Raw genomic sequence first — 20,803 nt, 5'->3', positions numbered from 1 at the left:
CCCCGGCTCACGGTCCCGAACGGTTCGCCCATGCGAGAGGGAACGGTTTTTCCATGAGTACAGCCAGTGTCACCGCGTTACCCGACGGCCGACTGAAGAACCCCGGCGCGGGTCTGCTCACGCTCGACCCCGTCCACACCGCCCTGCTGCACGGCCTGGACGATCTGCTCACGGGCCTCGCGGACCGGCTCGCCGCCCCCGAAGTGGTGGGACCGCCGCTGCTGTCGGTCGCGGGCCTCGCCCGCCTCGACTTCTTCCGCAACTTCCCCCATCTCGGCGTCTCCGCCGGGCGTTTCGCCCCGGACGCCCTCGACGGCCTGGCGGCCGGGGAGTCACCGGGTGAACTCCCGCTCCGGCCGACCGGCCATCTGCTGCCGTCCGCCACCTGCTACGGACTGCTGCTCTCGCTGGAGGGAACGGACGTCGGCGACGAAGGTCTGCGGCTCTCCGCGACCGGCCGCTGCTTCCGCAACGAGACCCACTACGACGGTCTGCGCCGCCTCTGGGGCTTCCATATGCGCGAGGTCCTCTACCTCGGCACCAAGGACGGCGCGGTCGACCACCTCGACCGCGGCTCCGCGTTCGTCCTGGAGACCGCGGGCCGGCTCGGCCTCGACCTCACCCGGGCCACGGCCGACGACCCGTTCTACGACCGGGGCGGCTCCCGCGCCAAGCTGATGGCGCTCGACCCCGTCAAGCACGAGTTCAGCGCACCCGACGGCACGGCCATCGCCTCCGTCAACCGGCACCGCAACTTCTTCGGCGAGCGCCTCGACATCCGCGCGGGGTCCCACGGACCCGCCTACAGCGCCTGTGTGGCCTTCGGTGTCGAACGCTGGGTCCACGCGATGATCCTCGCCCACGGCACCGCCGAGCGGGCCCTGGACCGACTGCGCGCCGCCCGGACCTGACCGCACGGTCCCGCCGGAACCCGGCGCCCCGCGGCCGTCCGCCTCACGGCCGCCTCCCGCTGTCCGCAACCGCGTCTTCCCGTCGACTCCGGAACCGGTCCCGACCGTTCCGGAACACCCAAGGAGCGGAACCACCCCATGGAACGCATCGCCGCCTGGCTCCACGAGAAGAACCCCGGCCTCGACGGCCCCGTCGACAAGGACGAGGACCTCATCGAGGCCCGGCTCATCGACTCCATGGACTTCGTGGAGTTCGTCGAGCTGCTGGAGGAGATCTCCGGCAGCAGCATCGACCTCCAGGAAGTCACCATCGACGACTTCCGTACCCTCGGCCGGGTGGAACAGCGCTTCCTGACCCCGTCGGGAACCGCCGCCGCCGCGACCGCGGCCGGATGAGAGCCCGCCCGTGACCGGCGTTGGGGCTCCGGCCCTCGACGAGGCCCGGCCCGCCGTGGCCGCGGTGGCCACCACCGCGGAGGTCCTCGCCCATCCCGAGCTGCACGAGGGCCTCCTCGAACCCTGGGAGCTGCGCCGGCTGGCGCCGATCAGACTGCCGGGCCGCCGCGACGACGTCGTGGCCGCCCGGCTGCTGCTCCGGCTGTGCGTGGCGCGGTTCACCGGATGGCCCCCGCGCGATGCGGCACCCGCGCAGTACTGCGCCGAATGCGGCCGCTCCGGGCACGGCCGTCCGTATCTGCCCGGACACCCCGGGATCGGGGTGAGCCTCAGCCATACCGACGGACTCGTGGCCGCGGCCGCCGGGCCCGGTGCCGTCGGCATCGACGTGGAGCCCGCGGCGCGCCGTCCCGGGCCCGTGGCGATGCTGAGACAGCTGCTCCCCGCGGCCGAACTGCACGCGGCCACGGCCGAGCCGGACCCCGGCCCGGCGCTGCTGAGGCTGTGGGTGCGCAGGGAAGCCCTGTTGAAAGCCGGTCGGGAAGGGCTGCGGCTGCTGGAGTGGACGGATCGGGAACGCGGTGCCGTGGTGAGCGTCGCCAGCAGTACCCCGGCGATGACCTTCTCCGCGTCCCGCCGGGCCCCGGCGGTCTCGGGCCGCTGAGCCACGGCCCGGACAGTGGACACCAGACACCAGACACCAGACACCAGACACCGGACACCGGAACGGCACCCGGCGCCGTGGTGAACCCGCGGTGTGGACGACTCCGGTGAGGGTGCGGCCGGTGAGGGTGGCGGCCGGGGCGGCGCGGTCGGAGCGGCGGTGCCGGTCCGGGAGCCGTGACCGGCGGTCCGGGGCGGCGCGGCGCCTGCGGTACGGCCCGGGGACGTACAACACCGCGGACAGCGACCGCCGGTCCGCCCGCGCGCCCGGACTCCCCGCCCGGTGCGCTGCCCGCCGACGGCCTGTCGTGCGGTGGCCCTGCGCGCCAGGGCTACCAGGCCGCCGCCCCGGTCCGGGCCGGGCACCGGGGGACCACCGCCGCCGACCCGTGCGGGATCACGACCGCTGCCACCGGTCGATCTCCCGCACCCGGGCGAGCGCCGCCGCACGCCGGGAACCGTCGAGGACCGAGGCCAGCGTCTGCCAGACCGGCAGATCGTCCTCGCCCCAGGGGCTGTAGGCCCAGTCGCCGAGCAGCCCCGGGTCGGCCCGGGCGATCAGCGCCGCCCGGACCTGGTCCCCGAGCCGCCGCCGCAGCCGTACCACCGCTGGCGCCTGCGAACCGGGCAGCAGTGGACCGGTGTACGCGCCGACCGCGCCGGTCAGCGAGCCCGAAGCCAGCCGACGGGCCACCGCGGTGAAATCGGCGTCGACCCGGGCCGCGAAACGGTACGGGCGCGAGCGCAGCAGGTCGCCGCCGAGCAGCCCGCGGAGCCTGGAGAGTTCGGCCCGCAGCGTCACGGGCGTCACCGACTCGTCCTCGTACAGCTCCGTCAGCAGCTCCTCCCCGCCGATTCCATCGGGGCGGCAGGCCAGCAGTACGGCGATCTCGCTGTGCCGCCGGGTCAGCCGCAGCGTGCGCCCGGCCACCACCAGCCGGGCCTCGTCCTGCCCCAGCGCCGACAGCCGGACGCTGTCCGCGGGCGGCGGCGGGGCCAGCAGGGCGAGCTGGGTCTCGGCTGCCCGGGCCACCGCCGAGACGAACGCCAGACTGTGCGGATGCGCGAGCCGGTCGCCGCCCGTGATGTCGATCGCCCCCAGCACCCGCCCGGTGGCCGGATCGTGGACCGGCGCGGCGGCACAGGTCCACGGATGCACGGGCCGGCAGTAGTGTTCGGCCGCGAAGACCTGCACCGGACGCCCGACCTTGAGCGCCGTGCCCGGCGCGTTCGTCCCGGCAACGGACTCCGCCCAGCGGGCGCCGGGCACGAAGTTCATCGCCCGCGCCCGGCGGCGGGTGGCCGGCGGCCCCTCCACCCACAGCAGCTTCCCCGACGCGTCGCACACGGCCACCAGATGGTCCCCGTCCCAGGCGTACGCCCCGGTCAGTTCCCGTACCAGCGGCATCACCCGGGCCAGCGGATGGCTTTCGCGGTAGGCCACGAGGTCGTCGTCGGCCAGCTCCACCCCCACCGTGGATTCCGGACTGACCCGGGCCCGGGCGGAGCGCCGCCACGAGTCGGCGACCACCGGCCGGACCCTCCGCTCGACCCGGCCCGCCGTCAGGTACGCGTCGTGCGCGCGGCGCAGTTCGGCGATCCGTGCCACAGGATCGGCGCCCGGTTGCAGGGCCACCCATACATCGCTCAACTCGGCCTCCCAGGGGACCATCGTGGCCGAGGCGGCGGGGCGCGACAAGGAGCCGAAAGGCCGACCGAATTTGCGGCACGGGACGGGAGCGACCGGGTGGAGCCGGGTTTCAGACGAGGTTGACGAGACGGAGGTAGCGCACCCAGTCCCAGAACGCCCCCGGGTCGGTATGGTCGGCACCCGGGACCTCGTGGTGACCGATGATGTGCGCCCGGTCCTTCGGGATGCCGTACCGGTCGCAGATCGCCGCGGTCAGCGCGGCCGACCTCTCGTACAGCGCATGGGTGAAGTACTCGGGCCGGTCCACCCAGCCCTCGTGTTCGATGCCGATGCTGCGGGTGTTGTACGACCAGTTCCCCGCGTGCCAGCCGATGTCCCGCTCCCGGAGGCACTGGGCGAGCCTGCCGTCGGACGAACCGACGACGTAGTGCGCCGATACACGCCGCGCCGGGTCCTGGAAGATCCGGACGGTGTCGTCGAAGGTCTCCTGCGCGACGTGGATCACGACCCGGTCGATCCGATAGGCCGAGGGGCGGCTCGACGCGGTGTAGTTGGCGGTCGCGGCGGGCCGCCAGACCGCGCCGGGCTCGTCCACCACCGGCACCGGCGCGGCGGCCGCGGGGAACGCCCGGGCGGTGCCGGCCGGCAGCAGGATCCCGGCGGCGGACAGCACGGCGGCCGACCGGAGCAGTTCACGACGGTCCATGGTCTCTCCTGGGGGCGGAAGCGGATGGCCTCCGGACGGCGCGCAAGCGGGGGCCGTCATGAGGATCTCGTGCCGTGGGCCGTTCCGTGCGGATGTCGCCGCCTTCGGGTGCCATCCGTCACGAACTCGGCGGAACGGCCCCGGCACCCGACGGGCCGATGAGCGGACTGGTCCCGGGCCGGTCCGGCGGGAGGCACGAGCCGGTCCCGGCCGGTCCGGCCCGAGCGGATCCACGGTACGTCCGGCCGGGCGACGGCGGAAGACGGGCGACAGGCCTTGTCCGGAGACTTCGGTACGGCGCGGTACGGGAGCGCCGCCCGGGGCCTCCGGGGCCCCGGGCCCCGCCGTACGAGAGACAGCTCCGTCGTCGCCGAGGGGCCGCGAACTCTCCGGCCGGTTAACGCTGTTCGGCCGCCGACGAAGCCGAACTGCGCCCCGCCGACTGCCGATCTGCCGCCGTGACGGCCTTCGGCGTCACGGCCGCAACCGGAACCGCAGGGGGCGCACACCTTCACGGGAGCGCCCGGCCGCGACCCGACACGACCCCGGGCGGGCCGTCGCGCCGCTCATGCGCCGTGCGTCAGCCCGCCTCACCACCCGCGGCCGCCAGCGCGGCCTCCGGATCCGAGTCCGCCGGACCCGCCGGAACCCACTGCGAACGCTCCTTGCGGTACGGCCACCAGCGCCCGTCCGGGCCGTACCGCAACTGGACGTCGGCGCCCACGACCGTCCAGCGGCCGGGTGCCGCGGAACGCAGCTTCGGCCGCAGGGACGCCGCCTCCCAGGCGCCCTCCAGTGCCGCGGCGGCCCGGGCCAGCTCTTCCGTATCCGGGGACCAGGCGTCGTCGAGGACCCGCAGCGCCACCGGACCACCCGTCCGCCACGCCCGTACGGCCAGGTCGAGCCCGGCCCGGGACCGGCCGGTGACGGCGGCGAGCCGCCCGGAGATCACCGGACCCGGTACGGCGGCCGCCAGCCGTACCGCATCCTCGTCGAACGCCGGTTCCGGCTCGGCCGGCCGGTTCGCATGCCCCGGTGCCAGCGCCTCGACCAGCAGCTGGTGCGCCCGTGCGGCCGCATCCGCGGCAAGGAACTCCAGGGCGTCAGGCCCGATACCGGGCACCGGATCCGTCTCGGCGTCCAGACACGGCGGCGGACCGGGCTCGTCGGGCACCGCGGGCGGTGCGGGCAGCGGCGGCAGGATGTCACGGGCGGCGAAGGCCTCCGCCGCCGGCACCCCCGCCACCGTACCCCCGGGCGCCGTCGGACCATCCGGGTCGGGTACGGAGCCGGCGGCCCGCGCCACGCTGCGCTCCTGGAGCTCGTCCAGCAGCCGCCGCTCACCCCGGCCGCGCATCAGCAGCAGCACGAACGGGTCCTGGTCCAGCAGCCGGGCCACCGTGTAACACAGGGCCGCGGCATGCGGGCACAGATCCCAGGACTCGCATCCGCACTCCGGCTCCAGATCGCCCATGCCCGGCAGCAGGTCGACCCCCGCCGTCGCCGCGTCCTCGACGAGATGCGGCGGCATCTCCCGGTCGAGCAGGGCCGCGATATGCCCCGCCCGGTCGACGGCCATGTCCAGGAAGCGGTTCCAGTCGCCGTCGTCCAGTTCGGGGATCAGCACATCGACCCGGTGCCGGGTGCCGTCCCGATCCCGTACCACCGCGGTGATCCGGCCGGGACGCACCGACACCGCACCCACGGCACCCTCCCTGGCGTGCCGTCGGCCCTTCTTCAGCTGCTGGGAGTCGAGCGCCGTGTCCTCCAGCGCCTTGATCCAGGAGCGCCCCCACCAGCTCTGGGCGAACCCCCGGCCGGTCACCGGCGGCAGAGCCGCGAACGTCCGCTCGGCACCCGCGCCGGCGCTCGCGGAGCCTTCCCGGCCGTACCCGTCGTCCGTGTCATCAGCGTCATCAGCGTCGTCTGAGTCGTCGGTGTGGCCAGTGCGGTCTGTGTGGCCTGTGTAGTACGGGTCGAACCCGTCCTCGTCGTTGTGCCCGCCGTTTCTCGTCAACGGTCCGCCCCTCCTCGCAGCTCCACCAGGTTCGCCAGTTCGGTGTCGGTCAGTTCCGTCAGTGCGGCCTCGCCGGAGCCCAGGACCGCGTCCGCCAGCTCCCGCTTGCGCAGCAGCATGTCGGCGATCCGGTCCTCCACCGTGCCCTCCGCGATCAGCCGGTGGACCTGGACCGGCTGGGTCTGGCCGATCCGGTACGCCCGGTCCGTGGCCTGGGCCTCGACCGCCGGATTCCACCAGCGGTCGTAGTGCACGACATGCTCGGCCCGGGTCAGGTTCAGCCCCGTCCCGGCGGCCTTCAGCGACAGCAGGAACACCGGCACTTCACCGTCCTGGAAGCGGACCACCATGGCCTCCCGCTCCGCCACCGGCGTACCGCCGTGCAGCAGTTGCGTCCGGACGCCCCGGGCCGCCAGATGCCGCTCCAGCAGCCGCGCCATCTGCACGTACTGCGTGAACACCAGCACGCTCGCGCCCTCGGACAGAATCGTGTCCAGCAGCTCGTCCAGCAGCTCCAGCTTTCCGGACCGGCCCGGGACCACGGGCCGCTCCTCCTTCAGATACTGCGCCGGATGGTTGCAGATCTGCTTGAGCCCGGTGAGCAGCTTCACCACCAGACCGCGCCGTTCCATACCGTCCGCGTCCGCGATCGCGGCGAGCGTCTCGCGCACCACCGCCTCGTACAGGCCCGCCTGTTCCGGGGTGAGCGGCACCGCGCGGTCCGTCTCGGTCTTCGGCGGCAGCTCCGGCGCGATTCCCGGATCCGACTTGCGGCGACGCAGCAGAAACGGCCCGACGAGGGCCGCCAGCCGCTGTGCGGCCAGCGGATCGCCGCCCTCGACCGCCCGCGCATAGCGGGCGCGGAAGGTGCCGAGTCGGCCGAGGAGTCCGGGCGTCGTCCAGTCGAGGACGGCCCACAGCTCGGAGAGGTTGTTCTCCACGGGGGTGCCGGTGAGGGCGACCCTCGCCCGGGCGCCGATCGTCCGCAGACTCCGCGCGGTCGCCGAGTAGGGGTTCTTGACGTGCTGCGCCTCGTCGGCCACGACCATGCCCCAGGGGACTTCGGCCAGCCGCTCGGCGTCCAGACGCATCGTGCCGTACGTCGTCAGGACGAACTCCCCGGCACCGAGGGCGTCGAGGTCCCGCCGGGAGCCGTGGAAACGGCGCACCGGGGTCCCGGGCGCGAACTTCCCGATCTCGCGCTGCCAGTTGCCCATCAGCGACGTGGGGCAGACGACCAGGGTCGGACCGGCGGCCGACGGGTCGGTCTGCCGGTGCAGATGCAGCGCAATCAGGGTGATGGTCTTGCCGAGGCCCATATCGTCGGCGAGACAGCCGCCGAGGCCCAGCGACACCATCCGGTTCAGCCAGTTCAGCCCGCGGAGCTGGTAGTCGCGGAGCGTCGCGGCCAGCGCTTCGGGCGGTCCGATCTCCTGCTCGCCGCCCTCCGGATCGGCGAGCCGGTCGCGCAGCCGGGCCACCCAGCCGGACGCGTCCACGTCGACCCGGCGGCCGTCGACCTCCGCCGAGCCGGTGAGGACCGCGGCGAGGGCGTCGACGGGCGTCACCTTGCGGTCCTGCCCGAGCCGGGCCCGCCGCAGCTCCTCGGGGTCGACGAGGACCCACTGGTCCCGCAGGCGCACGAGCGGCCGGTTGGCCTCGGCCAGCCGGTCCAGCTCCTCCCGGGTGAGGGCATGACCGCCGAGGCTGAACCGCCAGTTGAAGGCGAGCAGCGCATCGGCGGACAGGAACGACGGCAGACCCGACTCCTCGTCCCGGCGGCGCCCGGAACCCTCCCCGCCGTCGTCCGGGGGGCCGACCACGGCGCGCGCGGTGAGGCGGTACGCCATCTCGCGGGGCCAGTGGACTCCGACCCCGCTGGCGGACAGCGCCCGGGCGGCGTCGCCGAGCAGCTCGGCGATCTCCTCGTCGGCGAGTTCGATGGCGTCCGGGACGGCCGCGTGCAGCAGTGGGGTGAGCGGTGCCCAGGAACGGGCCGCCCTGCGGAGCGCGAGCAGCGCGTCCATCCGGGCGCGCGGGCCGAAGGCGGCTGCCGCGTCCCTGGCCGCGCCGCCCGCCCAGACGTCCGCCGCATCGAGCACCACCGCCGGATCGCTGACGCTGTGCATCTGGAGCACCGCCCGGAACCCCGGCTCGGGCTCACCGCCCGCGGTCGGCTCCGGGGAGGTCAGCTCGATGCGGAGTGAGAGCCGTACTCCGGCGTCGTGTCCGGCGGCAATATCGGCGGCCCAGGCGCGGGCGCCCGGCAGCCGGCGGGGTGCGTCGGCGGCGAAGGCGGGGGTACCGATGGCTGCAGCGGCGGCCGGGGTACGGGGGAGGGTGTCCGCGACCGCGTCCGCGAACGACCGCACCAGCCGCTCCGGTTCGGGCAGCAACAGGATGCCGCCGTCCTCCGGCGCCGGGGGCAGCGGGACCGCGTGCGCGGCCGGGGGCATCGACGCGGCAAGGGTCCGTACGGCCTCCGTATCGGCCGGGGCGAGCGGGCCGACCCGCCAGGCGTCGTGGTCCTCGGGGCTCAGCCCCGGCAGCAGCAGCCCCCGGGCGACCAGTTGGAGGGCGAGTACGGCGGCGCTGCCCCAGAAGGCGGCGGAGGCGGAGGCCTCCGGGACGGTCCGGGCCCGGGTGAGCACGGGGAGGGCGTCCCGTACCGACAGCGTCGACGCTGTGACCGTACGGGTGCGGACGTCGTCGCCGACGACCGTCAGGGACTCGACGGAGCCCGAGGGATGGGAGGGCGGGGTCTCGCCGTCCGGGTACCAGAACGCGAACCGGCCGGTCCGGGCGGGATCGGCGGGCAGGAACGCGACATGGCAGAGGGCCAGGGGGGCGAGGGACTGAGCAGAAGGAGAGGAGGCGGCGAGGGAAGGCGTCAGGCGGGATCCGTCGGCCGGTGAGGGTGGTGCCGCGGAGGGTCTGTGCACAGTGATGACCGAATTCCTCAAATTTGACTACCCGGGGGATGGAGTCGTTGATTGTACTGGGGATCGCGCGAAGGGGAAGCTCCGCCGAGGTGATGCTGATCACGATGGCGGTGGCGGTGGCGGTGGCGGTGGTCGCGGTGGCGGGGTCCTCGGTGGGGTGTCATCAGCACCACCCGCCGCGGGGGGTGGCCCCCCGGCCCGTTCCGGGGGATGGCGCCATGGTCCCGGGACGGCCCTCGAACCTAGGTTTGCCGGTGTCGGCGCGGTGCGGTTCCGAGGCTCCCTCACCGGCGTCGCCTCCTTCGCTTTCTCCGCCTTCTTCACCTGCTTCGCCTCCTCCATCTGCTTCCGGGCCCGGCCCGGTGGCCGTCCGCGAGCCCTGTCGCCCGGAGGCCGCCGGGCCGCGCGCGCCGCCGTTTCCCGCCCTCTTGGGCACCTCGCACCTCACAGACCCGGAGATCCACATGGGCCAGGCCACCGCAGTCCCCGTTCCGCAACCACCGTCGGAACCACCTGTTCCGGTGCTGGTGGCGGCCGGAACGGACAGGGAGTCCGGGGGCCGCAGACCGGGCCGCCCGGCGGGCAGCGAGTTCGCCCCGCTGCTGCGGACCGTACGGGAGCAGGGACTCCTGGAGTACCGCACGGGCTGGTACGTACGGTGCATCGCGTCCCATCTGCTCGGCACCGCCGCCGTGGTCACCGGCATGGCGCTGGCGGGAGGCTCGTGGTGGGTGCTCCTGCTGGCCCCGTTGCTGTCGCTGTTCTCCGCCCGCGCCGCCTTCGTCGCCCACGACGCCGGGCACTCCCAGATCACCGGCAGCCGCCGGGCGAGCCGGATCATCCAGTTGCTGCACGCCAATGTGCTGCTCGGCATGAGCCAGGAGTGGTGGAACGACAAGCACAACCGGCACCACGCCAACCCCAATCACATCGACAAGGACCCGGACGTCGTCGCCGACATCCTGGTCTTCACCCGGCGGCAGGCCGTGGGCCGCAGCGGATTCCGCGGTCTCCTCACCCGCCATCAGGCGTGGCTGTTCTTCCCTCTGACCACTCTGGAGGGGATCGCCCTCAAGGTCTACGGAATCAGGGGCGTCCTCGGGAAGGCCGGACCGTTCAGGACGGCCCGGGCGCGGCGGACGGAAGGCGCCCTGCTCCTGACGCACCTGGTCCTCTATGCGACGCTGCTGCTCACGACGATGCCCCTCGGCCGCGCGCTGCTCTTCGCCCTGGTCCACCAGATGGTTCTCGGCCTCCACCTCGGCCTGGCCTTCGCCCCCAATCACAAGGGGATGACGATGGTGGACGACGAGACCGGCAAGGGCTGGGGTCATCTGCGCCGGCAGGTCCTGACCTCACGCAACGTCCGCGGGGGACGTCTCACGGACTGGCTGCTGGGCGGATTGAACTACCAGATCGAACACCATCTCTTCCCGAGCATGCCGCGGCCGCATCTGAGGCTGGCGCAGCCGCTGGTCAGGGCGCACTGCCGGAAGCTGAGGCTGCCGTACGCCGAGACCGGCGCCGTCGACTCGTACCGGCAGGCGCTCGCCCATCTGCACGATGTCGGCGTACCCCTGCGCGACGGTGACGTGCGCTCCGCTGATGTGTATGCCGGTGACCTGCGGGCCGGTGACCTGCAGGTCGGCGAAGAGAAGTAGCGCAGGGTGAGCGGCGGGGGAACTGTGCCGCGGTTTCGAGCGTTGTCCCGGACAGGAGCGGCCGACGCCGCGCGAGGAGGCACCGAGAGAGATGTCGACACGTACCAAGATCATCGTTGGCGGTGTGGCCGTGGGCCTGCTGCTGATTCCCTTCATCGGGTTCTGGTGGGCCCTGCTCGTCGTACTCGGCGTGCCTGCGGCCGCCTATCTGGCGCTCGACCCCGGTCAGCGCCGTCGGCTCCGCCGGGTCTCCCGCAAGGAGATCGGCCGCTGACGCCCGCCGCGGCCGCGGACCCCTCCGCCCGCCCGTCCTCACGGCCCTTTGCAGCCACCCGTCCGCGCTCCGTGGAATAGTTCATGATCTTGGAAAAGGCGGCGGGGGAGCGGCGCGGAGCGGAAAGTGCAATCCCATCACGGCCCCGGTGGCAAGGATCGGCCCGGGAAGACGGCAGGGAATTCACGTGATGCCGCCCGGCGGAGACCCGCCGGGGAACCGGTAATCCCGGCCGGAGCCTTCCGCCCGGCGCGGGCGGAAAATTCCGGCGGTGATACCGGAGGCGCACCCCGCCCCGGCGGAGAACGGCCACGCCGTCCCCGGGCCCGCCGGGTCGGACGCCGGGGCGCCCCGGCGGGGGATCCCGTCGGCAGCGCACGAACGGCGCCCCCGCGGCACCGCTGAACAGGACCGACCGCACGGGCGGCGATCGCCCCGTGCCGGGGCAGACGATCGCGGTCCGGACCTACGAGGACCGAGCCCCCGGCCCCCTTTTCACCACCCGGACGGATTTCTGCCGGAGCGTGGACAATTTCCCGCCAACACGCATTCCACGGCTTCCGGTTCGGGCCCCGGAACGAGCGGTGGACACCGCAGGGCCACGCCGGGAAGCCGGTAAAACCGGCGCGCTTCCACCGTGCGGAATATGCCGCATGGATACACGGGGGGCGACACTCCGATTCGACCCTTCGGCAACACCTTGCCCTGTGCTCCGGTGTGCGAAAGGCTGGCGCCCGACACGGGGAACGCGTGCACGGGAGGGGAACATCCATGCCGCTGGACAAGGGACTTGACTGGCTGCTCGACGATTTGACCCAGCGGGTGGGGCACATCAGACACGCTCTGGTGCTGTCCAATGACGGCCTGGTGACCGGAGCGAGCACCGGGCTCGCCCGCGAGGACGCGGAACACCTCGCGGCGGTCTCCTCCGGTCTGCACTCGCTGGCCCGGGGATCCGGCCGCCACTTCCGGGCGGGACGCGCCCGCCAGACGATGGTCGAGTTCGACGAGGCACTGCTGTTCGTGACCGCGGCGGGCGACGGCAGTTGCCTGTGCGTGTTCAGCGATGCCGACGCCGATATCGGCCAGGTCGCCTACGAGATGACCCTGATGGTCAACAGGGTCGGCGAGCATCTGAGCGTGGCGGCCCGACAGCCCGGTGGACAGCGGTCCTGACTGGTCCTGACCGGTCCTGACCGCTCCTGAACCGGGGCGACAGCACGGCCACCGGATCGCGGTGGCGAGGGTTCGCCAGGTTTTCCACAGGCCCCCGCGAGCTGCGCGACAGCTGGCTACGGTGATGACTCACCGTAATCGCATGCGCATGGGGGAGTTGATCGCCATGACGGCAGAAGAGCGCACGCCGCCCCGATCCGGACGGGACACGGCGGACCGGCAGGACAGGCCGCCGACCGCGGCGGGCGGCGCCGGACCGCGGGCGGACGGCCGGGACCGACCCGGGTCCGGTTCCGCCGAGCGCGGTCTGCCGCCGGGCGCCGCGGCCCGTGCCCTCGGACTGCGGCCCGGAGAGTTCGACCTCGCCGTTCAGCTCGGATGCGTCCGCACCCTGCCCGGCCCCGCCGGAGAACCGCCCAGGATCGCCCGGGACGAGATCGCACGGCTGCGGAGCACGGACGACCGGTCCGAGGCCCTGCGGCGCCGGGTGCACACGGTCGGTACCAGGACGGGCGCCGAGCTGATCTCCGTCAGCCCCCAGCGGTTCACCCGCCTGGCCCGGACCGGCCATCTCGTTCCGGTCCGCTTCCATCTGAACCGCTACCGGGCGGTGGTCTGGCGCTATCTCGCGGACGACGTCGAGGAGTTCGCCCGCGCCCACCCGGAACTGCTCACCGGCCGTACGGATCCGGAGCTGCGCGCCCTGCTCGACGCCGGAGCGGACCGGCGCCCGCGGAACTGGCGCGGCAAACGACTCGGCCTGGCACTGCGGTTCACCTCGGACCCCTGGGAGCGGGCCGCGGCCGTCGCCGCCTTCCTCGCCCCCTCGGCCCTTGCCGAGCTGGTCCCCGACCCCTTCGAACGCTCCCGGCTGCACGGGCTGCGCCCCCGCACCGGATGCCCCCGCCCGGTCTCGGCCCCGGCCCGGGAGCTGGTCCAACGGCTTGCGCGGACCACCGACCCCGACGAGACCGCGTGGTACGGGACGCTGTTGGCACAGCAACTCGACGAAGCCCGCGCGGAGCGCCCGGCCGACGGCCCGAGCTCCCGCGGTCCGAGCCACTGCCCGCCGCTCGGATCACCGGCCGGCCGGGTCCCCGCAGCCCGACCCCCGGTCGCGCCACGACCCCTCGTCGCAGAAACCGCCGTCGCAGCCCCCGCCGCCGTGGGAACCGGTGCAGCCGCTTCCGGGCCGCCCGGTCGACCGGGCGGCCCCGAGCGCCCGCCCCGTGCTCCCCGCTCCAGGGGCCTGCGGCTGCTGGAGCGACTGCGCCGGGGCAGCCGGAAGTCCCCGGCGTGACCCCGTGGAGCCCCGGCCGGGGGAAAGGCGCGGATCAGGGTGCGGGAGTGCCGCGGGAGCCGCTCACAGCCGACGCCACGGTGGCCCCACCACCCTCCTGCACGGCCTGGACCACCGCCTGGTGCAGCGCACGGCTGTCGTCCTCGGAAAGACAGGGCGTAGGGCTGCCCGACAGGGTGAACCAGTCGGACGCGCCGCTGTACTGCACTGCGACGCGCGCCTCACCACCGGCCCAGGTGGTGTGCACAGTGAGATCCCCGGTCAGAACGCCGACTTCGTCGGTGAGCACACCTCCACGCCCGGAGTAAACCCCGGTGGTCGTCCACGATGCCCAGCTCATCCTCCCAGGCTCGCACCGCCGGGCCGGATACGCGACCGGCGTGACGGCTCCGCGGCCGGATCCCGGTGCTCCCGCGCCCTCCCCGCCGCGCGGCGCTTCCGGCCGGACACCCTCCGTGTAGCGCAACTGAGGGACCGCTTAAGAAATCCTCGATGGACGCCCGGGGCCCCTGCTGGGCAGATTGGTCCCGGCCTCCCGGCCCTCTGACCGGCTCTGTCACCGTTTGCGGCCTCTGCCCCGGCTGTCGCAGCCTGTCACTGACCCGTGCCGTGCCCGCCCTCCGTCCCCAGCCTGGAGCCGCCCGATGAAGGCCCTCGTCAAACAGCACGCCGAGCCCGGACTCTGGCTGGTCGACGTGCCCGAGCCCGAGCCCGGCCCCGGGGACGTGCTCATCAGGGTGCTCCGCACCGGCATCTGCGGTACCGATCTGCACATCCGCTCCTGGGACAGCTGGGCGCGGGGCGCCGTCAGCACCCCGCGGATCCTCGGCCACGAGTTCGTCGGCGAAGTCGCGGCCCTCGGCGGCGGCGTCGAGGACATTGCCGTCGGCGATCTCGTGAGCGGTGAGGGCCATCTCGTCTGCGGCCGCTGCCGCAACTGCCTGGCCGGCCGGCGCCACCTCTGCCGGAGCACCGTCGGACTCGGCGTCGGCCGGGACGGAGCCTTCGCCGAGTACGTCGTGCTGCCCGCCGGCAACGTCTGGGTCCACCGGACCCCCGTCGACCTCGACATCGCGGCCATCTTCGACCCCTTCGGCAACGCCGTGCACACCGCGCTCTCCTTCCCCCTGGTCGGTGAGGACGTGCTGATCACCGGAGCCGGGCCGATCGGCATCATGGCCGCGGCCGTCGCCCGCCACGCGGGCGCCCGCCATGTTGCCGTCACCGATGTGAGCGACGCCCGGCTGGAGATCGCCCGCAAGGCCGGAGCGGACCTCACCCTCAATGTCTCCGAGCACCCCGTCGCCGAGGCCCAGCAGCGCCTCGGGCTCAAGGAGGGCTTCGATATCGGCCTGGAGATGTCCGGCCGCCCCGAGGCCCTGCGGGAGATGATCGACAACATGACCCACGGCGGCCGCATCGCGCTGCTCGGCCTGCCCGCCGAGGAGTTCGCCGTCGACTGGTCCCGCATCGTCACCTCGATGATCACCATCAAGGGGATCTACGGCCGCGAGATGTTCGAGACCTGGTACGCGATGACCGTCCTGCTGGAGGCCGGACTGGACCTCACCCCCGTCATCACCGGAACCTACGGCTACCGCGACCACGGGGCCGCCTTCGACGAGGCCGCCACCGCCCGCAGCGGAAAGATCATCCTCGACTGGACGGGCTGAGCCCCGCCCCGACGACGCCCCGTCCACCCGCCCGTCCCGACGATGCCCCGCCCGGGCATCCCACCCAGCGACTCCCAGGGAGCAGCCTCCATGTACGCGTCCGTGCGCGACGAACTCCGTGCCACCCTCGACGAGATCCGCGACGCCGGGCTGCACAAGCCCGAGCGGGTCATCGGCACCCCGCAGGGCGCCAGCGTCTCCGTCGCCTCCGGCGGCGAACCGCTGGAGGTCCTCAACTTCTGCGCCAACAACTACCTCGGCCTCGCCGACCACCCCGACGTCGTGGCCGCCGCCAAGGACGCCCTGGAGCGCTGGGGCTACGGAATGGCGTCCGTACGCTTCATCTGCGGCACCCAGGACGTCCACAAGGAACTGGAGGCACGGCTCTCCGCCTTCCTCGGGCAGGAGGACACGATCCTCTACTCCTCGTGCTTCGACGCCAACGGCGGAGTCTTCGAGACCCTCCTCGGGCCCGAGGACGCCGTGATCTCCGACGCCCTCAACCACGCCTCCATCATCGACGGCATCCGGCTCTCCAAGGCCTCCCGCCACCGCTACGCCAACCGCGATCTGGACGAACTGGAGCAGCGGCTCAAGGAGACCCAGGACTCCCGCCGCAGGCTGATCGTCACCGACGGCGTCTTCTCCATGGACGGCCATATCGCCCCCCTGGCCGGGATCTGCGACCTCGCCGACCGCTACGACGCCATGGTGATGGTGGACGACTCCCACGCAGTCGGCTTCATCGGCCCCGGCGGCCGCGGCACACCGGAACTCGCCGGTGTCATGGACCGGGTCGACATCATCACCGGCACCCTCGGCAAGGCCCTCGGCGGAGCATCCGGCGGCTATGTGGCCGCCCGGGCCGAAATCGTCGCCCTGCTCCGCCAGCGCTCCCGCCCCTACCTCTTCTCGAACTCCCTCGCCCCCGTGATCGCCGCCGCCTCCCTCACCGTTCTCGACCTGCTGGAGAACGCCGGGGAACTGCGGCAGCGCCTCGCGGAGAACACACGGCTCTTCCGCCGCGGCATGACCGAGGCCGGCTTCACCATCCTCCCCGGCGACCACCCCATCGTCCCGGTCATGATCGGTGATGCCGCCGAGGCGGCCCGGACGGCCGAACTCCTCCTCGAACAGGGGATCTACGTCATCGGCTTCTCCTACCCGGTCGTCCCCCTCGGGCAGGCCCGGATCCGGGTCCAGCTGTCCGCCGCCCACTCCCCGGACGACGTACGGCGCGCCGTGGCCGCCTTCACCACCGCCAGGGAGGCGCTGGGCACGAACTGAGGGCTGGCAGGATGGCGGGGTGATCGACCCCCGACGGCTGCGCATCCTGCGGGCCGTGGCGGACCACCGTACGGTGACCGCCGCGGCCGCCGCGCTCTATCTCACCCCGTCCGCCGTATCCCAGCAGCTCAGTGCCCTGGAGCAGGAGACAGGGCACGCCCTGCTGATCCGCGGAGGCAAAGGCGTCCGGCTGACACCGGCGGGCGAGATCCTGCTCACCCACACCCATGCGGTCCTGGCCCAGCTGGAGCGCGCGGAGTCGGAGCTGGCGGCCTACGCGGACGGCGCCGCCGGCGCCGTCACGGTCGCGGCCTTCGCCACCGGTATCGCCGAGATCGTCGCGCCCGCGCTGCGCGCTCTCGCCGTGCACCACCCCGCCGTCGCGGTCCGGGTCCGGGACGCCGAGGGCGACCAGAGCCTGCCGCTGGTCCTGGACGGGGAGGCCGATATCGCGGTCGCCGTCGAATACCGGGGTGCGCCCGGCGCCGACGACCCCCGGCTCTCCCGGGTCCCCCTGCACGCCGAACCCTTCGACGCCGTGCTGCCCGACGACCACCCCTTGGGCGCCCGGGACACCATCGAACTGGCCGCGCTCGCCGACAGCGACTGGATCGGCCCCTACCCGGGCAATCCCTGCCACGACATGGTGATACGCGCCTGCGAGCGGGCCGGATTCACCCCCCGGCTGGTCCACTCGTCCGACGACTTCCGCGCCAATGTCGCCCTGGCCGCCGCGGGCGCGGGCGTCGCCCTCGTCCCCCGCTCGGCCCTGCGCGGCACGGATCTCAAGGGCACGGCCGTCCGCCCCGTCTCCGGCCCCGCGGCCACCCGCCGCGTGTTCGCGGCGGTCCGCCGGGGAGCGGAGGCGCACCCCCTGCTCCGGCCGGTGCTCGACGCGCTGTCCGCCGCCGCGGCCGGACTCGACCGGATCTGACGCCCCTGCCCCGGCCGGGCCCGGCGGCGACGAGGCACGGCCCGGCCGGGGCAGGGCGCGGACTCTCAGCGCGGCGGTCCCAGCGCTGCCTTCAGCCCCGCGTCCAGACCGTAGGAAGCACCTTCCTGATAGGCCCGCTCGTAGACGTCGTCACCGACGCCCTCCCGCGCGACCCGCTCGCACGCCTCCCGGACGGCCCGAAGCTCCGGTGTACCCCGCTGGGGATGGCCGACCGTACTCCAGAACGCCTGCCCGGTGCCGTACACCTGGCCCACCCGCTCCCCGTCGCCCGCCGCGGCGATCGCCGCAGCCAGCGCGTCCAGGCCCAGGGCGATACCGAAGTTGTCCCCTATGCCGTGCTTCCCCTCCAGCATGGCGCGGGCATGCGTCGCCGCGTCCGGAGCGTCGCCCCGGAAGAGCGCGATCAGACTGAGCTGGTAGTCCAGATAGGCACGGGTCCACGACTCGCCCCGCTCCACGCACCCCGCCCGCAGGCTCAGCGCCAGCTCCCTGGCCTCGTCGAGCCGTTCGAGACCGGTCAGCGCGAAGACCTTCACCAGGGAGCAGCGGAGCCGGGCGGCCGAGTCGAAGGGCTGTCCACCCGCCGCATGCAGGGTCTGGACCGAGGTGGCCTCCGCGTCCAGCGGACTCCCCGTCAGCAGGTCGATCAGCCCGGAGAGATAGGCGGCCGCCAGAATCCCCTCGGTCTCCTGATCGGCCGCTGCCGACGCGGTGCACTCGTTGCTCACCCGCCGGGCCGTCTCGTAGTCCCCCTGAAGGGTGGTTGTGACACCGAGGGCCCAGAGCCCCCGCGTCCGGTCCGGCCCGGGGCGCGGATGGGCGTCCAAGGTCTGCTGGAGGTACTCGCGGGCCTCGTGGAGGTGGCCGCAGCAGCTCCAGAAGAAGCCGACGAGCCCGGCCAGCCGCAGCGCCCGCTCGGGGGAGTGGTTCAGGAAGTGCTCCAGGGCCGCGCACAGCTCGTTGTACGCCGCGCTGATCCGCCGGTACCAGCGGGCCTGCTCCGGCCCCAGCCACTCGCGGTCGGCGCGCAGGGCGAACCGTAAGAAGTACTCGGCGTGCCGCTGCGCCAGGACCGTGTCCTCCTCCAGCGCGCTCAGCCACAGCTTCCCGTACTCCCGGATGGTGTCCAGCATCCGGTAGCGGATGCCGTCGCCGTCCGGTGCCTTGACGACCCGCAGCACGGACATGCTGACCAGCCGCTCCAGCAGCGGGCCCATCGTCGTCGAGTCCAGAGGGCCGCCCGCGCACACGGCGAGTGCGGACGCTTCGTCGAAATCGCCCCGGAAGACCGTGAGCCGGGCCCACAGCAGCCGTTCGACCGGAGCGCACAGTTCATGACTCCACCCGATCGTGGTACGCAGCGTCCGGTGCCGTTCCGGCCGGACCGCGAGCCCCTCCTCCGCCTCCAGCACGTCGAAGCGGGACGTCAGCCGCTCGGCCACCTCCGCCACGCTGGTCCGCCCGGCGTGCGCAGCGGCCAGTTCCAGGGCGAGCGGAATGCCGTCGAGCCGTCGGCAGATCCACCGCGCGGCCTGGGCTCCGTCACCCGACCAGGGGACGGGAACCTCGTCCGCCCCGCTGTCCGGGCCGGTGCCGTCGGCCGCCGGCCGCGGTGCCGCCGGCTCGGTCTCGGGAGGCACGAAGCCGCCCGCGGCCAGGACCCGCTGGGTGAAGAGTTCCAGCGCGTCCGGCCCGTCGACCGGCAGCGGTTCGAGGTCGAGCAGCCGCTCGTCCTCCAGCCCGAGCGGCTGACGGCTGGTGGCCAGTACGGTCAGCCCCGGGACCGCGGTCAGCAGATCCCCGATCAGGACCCGGACCGGGTCGACCAGATGCTCACAGGAGTCCAGCACCAGCAGCAGCCGCTTCCTGGCGAGCCATTCGCAGAGCGCGTCGACCGGCATCCGGGGGGTGTGGTCCGCCAGATCGCAGGCGTCGGAGACGCTGGCCAGCAGCAGCCGGTCCCCGTACAGCGGGGACAGCTCGACCCAGGCCACACCGTCGGAGAAGCCTTCGGCGACCTGATGGGCGGCGCGCAGCGCCAGCCGTGTCTTGCCGACTCCGCCGGGGCCGACGAGGGTGACGATGCGGTGCTTCCTCAATGCCCGGTCCAGCCGGAACAGTTCCCAGTTCCGTCCGACGAAACTGGTCGATTCCTCGGGAAGGTTGCCCAACACGGGCCCATTGTTGCGCACCTTCGACCCCCTTGGCCCAGCCACGGAATCGGTGAATCGGCGAGGAAGGCCGAATGCGGCGGGAAATCGCCGCCGGACGGCCGGGCCGCGGCGGGATTCCGGCCTCACCCGCGGTAGCGAGCGAACACCGGCTGGGCGCGCTGACCGGTAGAGCGCGTCTGCGACTACTCCGGAGGGTGGGCGACCCGTTCGCCGGCCGGGCACTCACAGCGCTGCCGGGCGGCGCCGCATGCCACCGGACCGCCCCGCCGTGCGGCGGGGCGGGGCAGCGGTCAGGGCAGTACCGGCAGCGGCGGGACCGTGACGACGGGCACGGTCACCGGGGGCACGGTGACCGGCGGTACCGTCACCACCGGTACGGACGGTACGGCGGGGACTGAGGGGACTGCGGGTAGGGCCGGGATCGTCACCGGCGGAATCGTGACCGGCGGAACGGCCGGAACCGTTACGGGCGGAACGGTCACCGGAGGCACCGTCACCGGCGGAACGGTCGGGACGGTGACCCCGGACAGGGCGGCGGTAAGCGCGTTCACCAGTGCGGTCACCGACTGCCCCACGGCGGTGACCGTGGTCGACACGCCCGCCGTCGCCGCCGCCACCAGATCGTCGACGGCCTTCTGCAGCGCGGTCACCAGATCGTCCACGGCCCCCGCGCGCACCGCGGAACCCCCGTCCGCCTCGCTTCCGGCCTCCTCCTTCACCTGCTTTACCTGCTTCACCTGCGAGAGCGCCGTATCGACCCGATCCCGGTGCTCTGCCGCCGCCGACGGCGACAACTGTCCGCCCCGCGCGCCGAGGGCGTCTTCCAGCAGCGCGGTCACCGTGGCCGGTGCCGCCCCGGCCGGGTCCGGCGCGCCGGGCTCCGCCGGACTCGCGGCCGCGGGCGGCGCGGACCCCGAGGGGGAGGCGGCCGCGGGGCCTGCCGCCGTGAGGACGAAGGCGGCGCACAGTGCCGGGGGGACGAGTGCGCGCGTCACCGATGCGAGACGCATAGGGGTT

17 protein-coding genes are annotated in these 20,803 nt (G+C 73.4%); 10 read left to right on the top strand and 7 right to left on the bottom strand.

The genetic code is table 11. The features are described from left to right. The first annotated feature begins 53 nt into the window (after nucleotides 1–53). From B7R87_RS00840 to B7R87_RS00830, 3 genes are all read left to right on the top strand, one after another. Nucleotides 54–911, top strand: coding sequence for a class-II aminoacyl-tRNA synthetase family protein (locus B7R87_RS00840; RefSeq protein WP_006351034.1), 858 nt, complete (start codon nucleotides 54–56; stop codon nucleotides 909–911). A 138-nt stretch (nucleotides 912–1,049) separates the two neighbouring features. Then, nucleotides 1,050–1,307: a hypothetical protein gene (locus B7R87_RS00835; RefSeq protein ID WP_006351035.1), complete on the top strand. Its 258-nt coding sequence runs from the start codon at nucleotides 1,050–1,052 to the stop codon at nucleotides 1,305–1,307. A gap of 10 nt (nucleotides 1,308–1,317) precedes the next feature. Next, a complete protein-coding gene (locus tag B7R87_RS00830) occupies nucleotides 1,318–1,971 on the top strand; it encodes a 4'-phosphopantetheinyl transferase family protein (RefSeq protein WP_006351036.1) in 654 nt (217 codons plus the stop codon). 396 nt (nucleotides 1,972–2,367) lie between these two features. Here B7R87_RS00830 and B7R87_RS00825 read toward each other — a convergent pair whose 3' ends face one another. The 4 genes from B7R87_RS00825 to B7R87_RS00810 form a co-directional block, all read right to left on the bottom strand. Next, a complete protein-coding gene (locus B7R87_RS00825; protein ID WP_202488492.1) occupies nucleotides 2,368–3,621 on the bottom strand; it encodes a GAF domain-containing protein in 1,254 nt (417 codons plus the stop codon). Nucleotides 3,622–3,730: 109 nt separating this feature from the next. Continuing rightward, a complete protein-coding gene (locus B7R87_RS00820; RefSeq protein ID WP_130585442.1) occupies nucleotides 3,731–4,327 on the bottom strand; it encodes an N-acetylmuramoyl-L-alanine amidase in 597 nt (198 codons plus the stop codon). 580 nt (nucleotides 4,328–4,907) lie between these two features. Then, on the bottom strand, nucleotides 4,908–6,344 hold the full coding sequence (locus tag B7R87_RS00815; RefSeq protein WP_006351039.1) for an SWIM zinc finger family protein: 1,437 nt from the start codon (nucleotides 6,342–6,344) through the stop codon (nucleotides 4,908–4,910). Continuing rightward, nucleotides 6,341–9,238, bottom strand: coding sequence for a DEAD/DEAH box helicase (locus tag B7R87_RS00810; protein ID WP_045853210.1), 2,898 nt, complete (start codon nucleotides 9,236–9,238; stop codon nucleotides 6,341–6,343). Before B7R87_RS00810 ends, B7R87_RS00815 begins: the two co-directional genes overlap by 4 nt. 512 nt (nucleotides 9,239–9,750) lie before the next feature. Between B7R87_RS00810 and B7R87_RS00805 the strand changes: the two genes are divergently transcribed. The 4 genes from B7R87_RS00805 (at nucleotide 9,751) to B7R87_RS00790 (ending at nucleotide 13,697) form a co-directional block, all read left to right on the top strand. Next, nucleotides 9,751–10,947, top strand: a complete 1,197-nt coding sequence (locus B7R87_RS00805; protein WP_078902485.1) for an acyl-CoA desaturase — start codon at nucleotides 9,751–9,753, stop codon at nucleotides 10,945–10,947. 91 nt (nucleotides 10,948–11,038) lie between these two features. After that, nucleotides 11,039–11,221, top strand: coding sequence for a hypothetical protein (locus B7R87_RS00800; RefSeq protein ID WP_006351042.1), 183 nt, complete (start codon nucleotides 11,039–11,041; stop codon nucleotides 11,219–11,221). Nucleotides 11,222–11,992: 771 nt separating this feature from the next. Next, nucleotides 11,993–12,397, top strand: a complete 405-nt coding sequence (locus B7R87_RS00795) for a roadblock/LC7 domain-containing protein (RefSeq protein WP_006351043.1) — start codon at nucleotides 11,993–11,995, stop codon at nucleotides 12,395–12,397. Between the two features lie 142 nt (nucleotides 12,398–12,539). Continuing rightward, nucleotides 12,540–13,697, top strand: a complete 1,158-nt coding sequence (locus B7R87_RS00790; protein WP_233168728.1) for a DUF6397 family protein — start codon at nucleotides 12,540–12,542, stop codon at nucleotides 13,695–13,697. Between the two features lie 34 nt (nucleotides 13,698–13,731). Here the strand turns inward: B7R87_RS00790 and B7R87_RS00785 are convergent, their stop codons facing one another. Beyond that, nucleotides 13,732–14,037, bottom strand: a complete 306-nt coding sequence (locus B7R87_RS00785) for a hypothetical protein (RefSeq protein WP_040917169.1) — start codon at nucleotides 14,035–14,037, stop codon at nucleotides 13,732–13,734. Between the two features lie 304 nt (nucleotides 14,038–14,341). Here B7R87_RS00785 and tdh point away from each other — a divergent pair, with 304 nt between their 5' ends. The 3 genes from tdh to B7R87_RS00770 all read left to right on the top strand — a co-directional run bounded on the left by tdh (nucleotide 14,342) and on the right by B7R87_RS00770 (nucleotide 17,591). Next, on the top strand, nucleotides 14,342–15,370 hold the full coding sequence (gene tdh, locus B7R87_RS00780) for an L-threonine 3-dehydrogenase (RefSeq protein WP_006351045.1): 1,029 nt from the start codon (nucleotides 14,342–14,344) through the stop codon (nucleotides 15,368–15,370). A gap of 90 nt (nucleotides 15,371–15,460) precedes the next feature. Beyond that, nucleotides 15,461–16,657 (top strand): glycine C-acetyltransferase, encoded by a 1,197-nt coding sequence (locus B7R87_RS00775; protein WP_006351046.1) that lies wholly within the window; start codon nucleotides 15,461–15,463, stop codon nucleotides 16,655–16,657. Between the two features lie 19 nt (nucleotides 16,658–16,676). Continuing rightward, complete coding sequence (locus tag B7R87_RS00770; protein WP_130585443.1) at nucleotides 16,677–17,591, top strand: LysR family transcriptional regulator; 915 nt, start codon at nucleotides 16,677–16,679, stop codon at nucleotides 17,589–17,591. Between the two features lie 65 nt (nucleotides 17,592–17,656). Here B7R87_RS00770 and B7R87_RS00765 read toward each other — a convergent pair whose 3' ends face one another. Together B7R87_RS00765 and B7R87_RS00760 are read right to left on the bottom strand one after the other, a co-directional pair. After that, nucleotides 17,657–19,786, bottom strand: a complete 2,130-nt coding sequence (locus tag B7R87_RS00765; protein WP_130585444.1) for an ATP-binding protein — start codon at nucleotides 19,784–19,786, stop codon at nucleotides 17,657–17,659. A 290-nt stretch (nucleotides 19,787–20,076) separates the two neighbouring features. After that, a complete protein-coding gene (locus B7R87_RS00760; protein WP_157997754.1) occupies nucleotides 20,077–20,796 on the bottom strand; it encodes a hypothetical protein in 720 nt (239 codons plus the stop codon). Nucleotides 20,797–20,803: the final 7 nt, after the last annotated feature.

The sequence above is a fragment of the Streptomyces tsukubensis genome, assembly GCF_003932715.1.
Lineage (GTDB): Bacteria > Actinomycetota > Actinomycetes > Streptomycetales > Streptomycetaceae > Streptomyces > Streptomyces tsukubensis.
Note: the sequence above shows the minus strand (reverse complement) of the source record. Positions and strands in the feature narration are given on the sequence as shown.